This is a genomic window from Helicobacter sp. MIT 14-3879 (genome assembly GCF_003364125.1).
This window is the reverse complement of record NZ_NXLP01000085.1, coordinates 1-4,605: the sequence shown is the minus strand read 5'-3', so window position 1 is coordinate 4,605 and position 4,605 is coordinate 1. Positions and strand designations below refer to the sequence as shown.

The window sequence follows — 4,605 nt, the reverse complement described above, 5'->3', positions numbered from 1 at the left end:
GGCTAAGATGATACGAGAAAAAGTCTCCCTATTCATCGCCATTTTATGTGCGACTACACCGCCAACGCCCCCTGCTCCGATTTGTAAAACGACCGCCATTAAGTATCCTTTGTTTAAATTTTAAAGCCCTATCCTATCCGAATCGCACTCTAATAAAGTTAGGATTCTACCACTTTTTATTGCCTCTGTGCTATCCTTTTTGTCATTTTTTGGTGTTGTCTTGGTGCGCGAGAGAGTTACAGTTGTTCAGATTTCTCGAAGACTAAAATCTGCTTGCAATTCCTCATCTTTGAGTCTGTGAAAGCTCGGGAATTATGCCTTGTGTGCTTTACCTTTGTAAGCTTGGAATGCGATAATATCACGTTGATATGAACAAGAAAGATTTAAGTTCTGTGGCTTGTCTTCAAAATCCCAAATCCCGATTCACCTCCTGATAAGCCCAAAAAGCCTCGCGCTCTTGTAAATCCCTAAATCTCCGCATGATACCCTGCTTGATAGTGTGATGAATCTCAAGGGATTGGCATGAACTTAATGCAATATAATATCATCTTGCCCTCAAGCTTTTGGTTTGAATTTTATGACTAAAATCCCTTGATATAGCCATTTCAGCAGAGGTAGGACAGTGCTATTTGGGATTTCTGACATTGGCATCGCCATAGCTAAAATACTCCCGTATATCATTTTAGCTATTCATCGGGTTTTTAAAATACTTTATAAGCTACTATAGTTTGGGCAAATGACAAAACTTTTGTAGATTTATCAGACATCAATCTGTCCAAACTCGATTTAAAATACTATTTCAAACACTTGTTCCATTCTCATCCTCGCAAGGCTTCATTGAAACAAGCCTTTTGTGTTTTCACAAAGAAATAAGAATTTACCCTCATTTCACAAAGCCTCTTAGCCGCTCCGCTACAAAATAGAATCTTGTAGGGATTTTAAAAGAGGCTATGCCCTACCCAGACACAAAAGGCTTCTTTCATCAAGAGACATAAAATATCATCAAAACTAAACTCTAATGACACCTACATCTACTATGCCTTGCATTTAGAACCAGAAGATTCTATGATGACACAAAGTACTTGCTCTCTTAAATCCTTGCTATCAACTCTTATCTCACTCTTTGCCTAAAAATTGGAAACTATGTCAAAGGCATGCAAACTAATTTTTATTTATAAGACTGTGCTTATTTTTGCATAATATTCACTTCTTTAGAATCTCAAGAATGATAGAATCCTCAAAGACATTCCCCATACAATGCGCATCAATAGAGATGCTTATAGCGGTGAATTAATGGGGGCTTTGCTTCTATTTGTGATTCTTCTCTATCCAAGCAGTTATGCTCAACAAACCATCTCCTATTTGGCAAGCCGCTTAACTCTGTGGAGTTGCTTCAAGATTCCCTTGCATCACCTCAACAGAATCTTTGCAAATGGCTTTATCAAAAATCAGACAAGAATTGAAGCCTGATTATTGAGATTGAGAAAAATTATTGGGCATTACACCTTTAAAAGAAAAGCATACTCATCAAGGACAAATTTTAATAAAACTTTAGTGATTTGTTTTTGAAAATTATCCATTTTTAATGCCCTTGAGAATCTTATTTTTAAACATTTTTACAAAGCCAAAAGACCATACCATCGCATAGCGCAAGCCGATTTTGAAATGAAACCACTTGCTAAGATTAATCTCATTAGTGAATCGAAGATGCTCTTTGGGCGTGGCGAACTCAAAATCCACGACACCGGATTCAAAATTAAACTTATGCACGCCTGTGCCATCAAAGCCAAAATTGCGCGTGTAGGAGAATTGGCTGGGCCAAACACACACTTTATTTTCACGATACAAAATATGAGAGAGATGCACGTCCCACAAATCCCCTATCGTATAGCCCCTTGAAGAGGAGCTGCGAATGGCAACCAAATGAAACCACGAGAGAATCGCCCCCCTAAACCAATGTTTGGGATTACAGACATACCATGAAATATCAGAGTGAATCCAATCAATTTGCTCCCACCTATCCCTCCACATTCCCCAGCCCCAGCTATGAAACGCATAGGAGAAAAGCACATCATAGGGATAATTTTGGAGTGTTTTGCTTTTGGTATTAGCGATTTGATGAGTGAAAGCTGTAACTGCCATCACTTGCTTATTGTCGCGATAATAAGCAAGGGCGTCATTCATATAGGAGAGAAAATAGGGGTGGGTTTGTATGTCGTCCTCAAGCCCGATAAAGCAATCATACTGCTTAAAAATCAACTCACCATAGCGCATAATCGAACCCAAAATCCCTAGATTCTTTTCTGCCTTGATAATATGCAGGGATTGAAAGCCAAGCCCCTTAAGAGAATCCAGATACTCTCTGACTTCTTGCACGCCCTTGATAGCCTTATCGTTTTTGGGGGCATCGGCAAAGACATAAACATCGGTTTTGTCTGCCAAAGTATTTTTTGCGAGACATTCAATGGTTTTTTTGATTTTATCCACACGATTGTAAGCGATAATGCAAACAGGGGCGTAAGAATATGTTTTGTCTTCCAATTCCCTTTCTCCTATCGTCTTGGATATTAGCGTAGCTATTATACTAAAATTTAACCCAAATTTATAGGTAGTTATTGCTACTTTGAATGAGAATAAATACTCTAAAATAAGAAATCAATGATACTACCAACAAGCACACCTTAAGGGATACATACAAAGGTGATTATTGTAGCAATTAATTTTAACAAGGCACAATTCCCTCTATCATTTTTTGCTTTTCAATATCTAGGGCAAACACACTCAATATTATTGCTCATAACTTACAACTTAATGCTTTATTGCAAGATTTTATATTATCACGCTTAAAATTTTTTACTACTCACATCATCAAGAATTTTTGTTGCTACACTCTCAAGGGCATTGCTAGTATTTTGTGAATGATTAGCAATAGCAACATTCTTTTGCGTAATGTCTTCAAGTTGGGCGATAGATTCATTGATTTGCGTAATGCCTTGTGCTTGTTCTGTAATAGATTCTGCCATATCATTAATGCCTTGCACTAAGATATTGGTATTTGCCTCTACTTCTCCTAAACTCTTTTGTGTTCTCTCTGCAAGCTTTCTCACTTCATCAGCTACGACTGCAAAGCCTTTGCCATGTTCCCCTGCTCTTGCCGCTTCAATGGCAGCATTAAGAGCTAATAAGTTGGTTTGCTCTGCTATGTCTCTGATGACTTCAATAATATTTTTTATATTTTCACTCTGCTTAATGACTTCGTTGGTTCTACCACTCATGCTCTGCATAGACGAGGTAATCTCTTCTATGGCAGTAGCAGTTTGTTGCAATGAAGAACTTTGTATGTTGGCACTCTGGGTTAATTCTTTAACAGCTTGTTCTAACTCTTGTGATTTTGCTTCAAGCTCATGCGCATGTTCCAAAGAAACTGTAAGCATTTTTGCCATAGCATTTCCCAAATCATTAAGCGCAATGCCTATACCTCTTGCATCATGGATTCTTGGTGTAAAATCGTTATTGCTATATGCCTGCAGAACTTTTTCTTCTTTTCCTAAATCATCACCAACAAGATTAAATAGAGTTACTGACATCTCGTTAATAGCCTCTCTTAATTCATTGATTTGTGGATTGAGGCTTGTGTTTATAATAAGAGAGCCAAATTTTCCAACCTTTGCCTCTGCTACAATATGCAAGACATCATTAACAAGAGCAGAATCTTGTTCTAACGCCTTTACTCTTGTTTGGACATTCTCATTGACAGCTTGCACCATCAGCCCTATTTCGTCTTTTGAATGCAATGGGATAAAATTTACTTGTGCAACTTCACGATTGACATATTTGAAAAAGGAAAAAATATTATGTTGTAGAATCCCAAGACCTTTCTTTAAGGTGCTATAAAAAATCCAGAGTAAGGGACAAAATATCACAACAAGAGCAAATACAGAAATTGAAATGGTATTGTATAAAGAGCTTTGAATACGCGACAAAATATCTGATGAAACTATTTGCGTGTGATTTTCTAGTGTATCTATATAAACACCTGTTGCAATCCAAATATCATTGGTATTAGGAATCATTGCAGCATAACCAACTTTCATGTGGTCAGTAAATGTGCCGTCAGCAAGAGGCTTTGTAAAAGTGTAATGCACAAACTTTCCTCCTGAAGTCGGATTCTTAGCACTATCATACAATTCGTTTATATAATACACACCATTAATATCTTTTGTTTCATGAAATGAAACACCTACAGTGTCCTTGCGATTAGGATGTGCTACCATGGTGTATGCTTTGCATACAAAATAATATCCAGACTTATCATTTTCATAATAAAAAGTGTCAATAGCTTTCGCGATAGCTCGTATTTGCTCTTCCTCACTCAATCCACGAACAAATTCTCCTAATGAGTGAGCCATAGAATCTGTGCTGAGTTTTATTTTTTGTTCTATTTCTCTTCGTACTTCTTGAGTAAGCGTTTCTTGTGTGATTTTGAGACTTTTCTGCTCTCCTAACAACATTAGGACGATAAAAATTAAAAATCCCAAGAACAAACCAATAACCAAAGTAAAAAATTTTAATCTTAATGAAAGATTTTTATACATTAGCATTGTT

At 37.0% G+C, this 4,605-nt stretch carries 2 protein-coding genes; both read right to left on the bottom strand.

From position 1 onward, the window contains the following. Positions 1-1,572: 1,572 nt before the first annotated feature. Complete coding sequence (locus CQA44_RS11250; RefSeq protein ID WP_258865027.1) at positions 1,573-2,568, bottom strand: glycosyltransferase; 996 nt, start codon at positions 2,566-2,568, stop codon at positions 1,573-1,575. A gap of 275 nt (positions 2,569-2,843) precedes the next feature. Beyond that, the gene (locus tag CQA44_RS11245) at positions 2,844-4,601 is read right to left on the bottom strand and encodes a methyl-accepting chemotaxis protein (RefSeq protein ID WP_181881897.1); all 1,758 of its coding nucleotides are present in this window, start codon (positions 4,599-4,601) and stop codon (positions 2,844-2,846) included. Between the last annotated feature and the right edge of the window lie 4 nt (positions 4,602-4,605).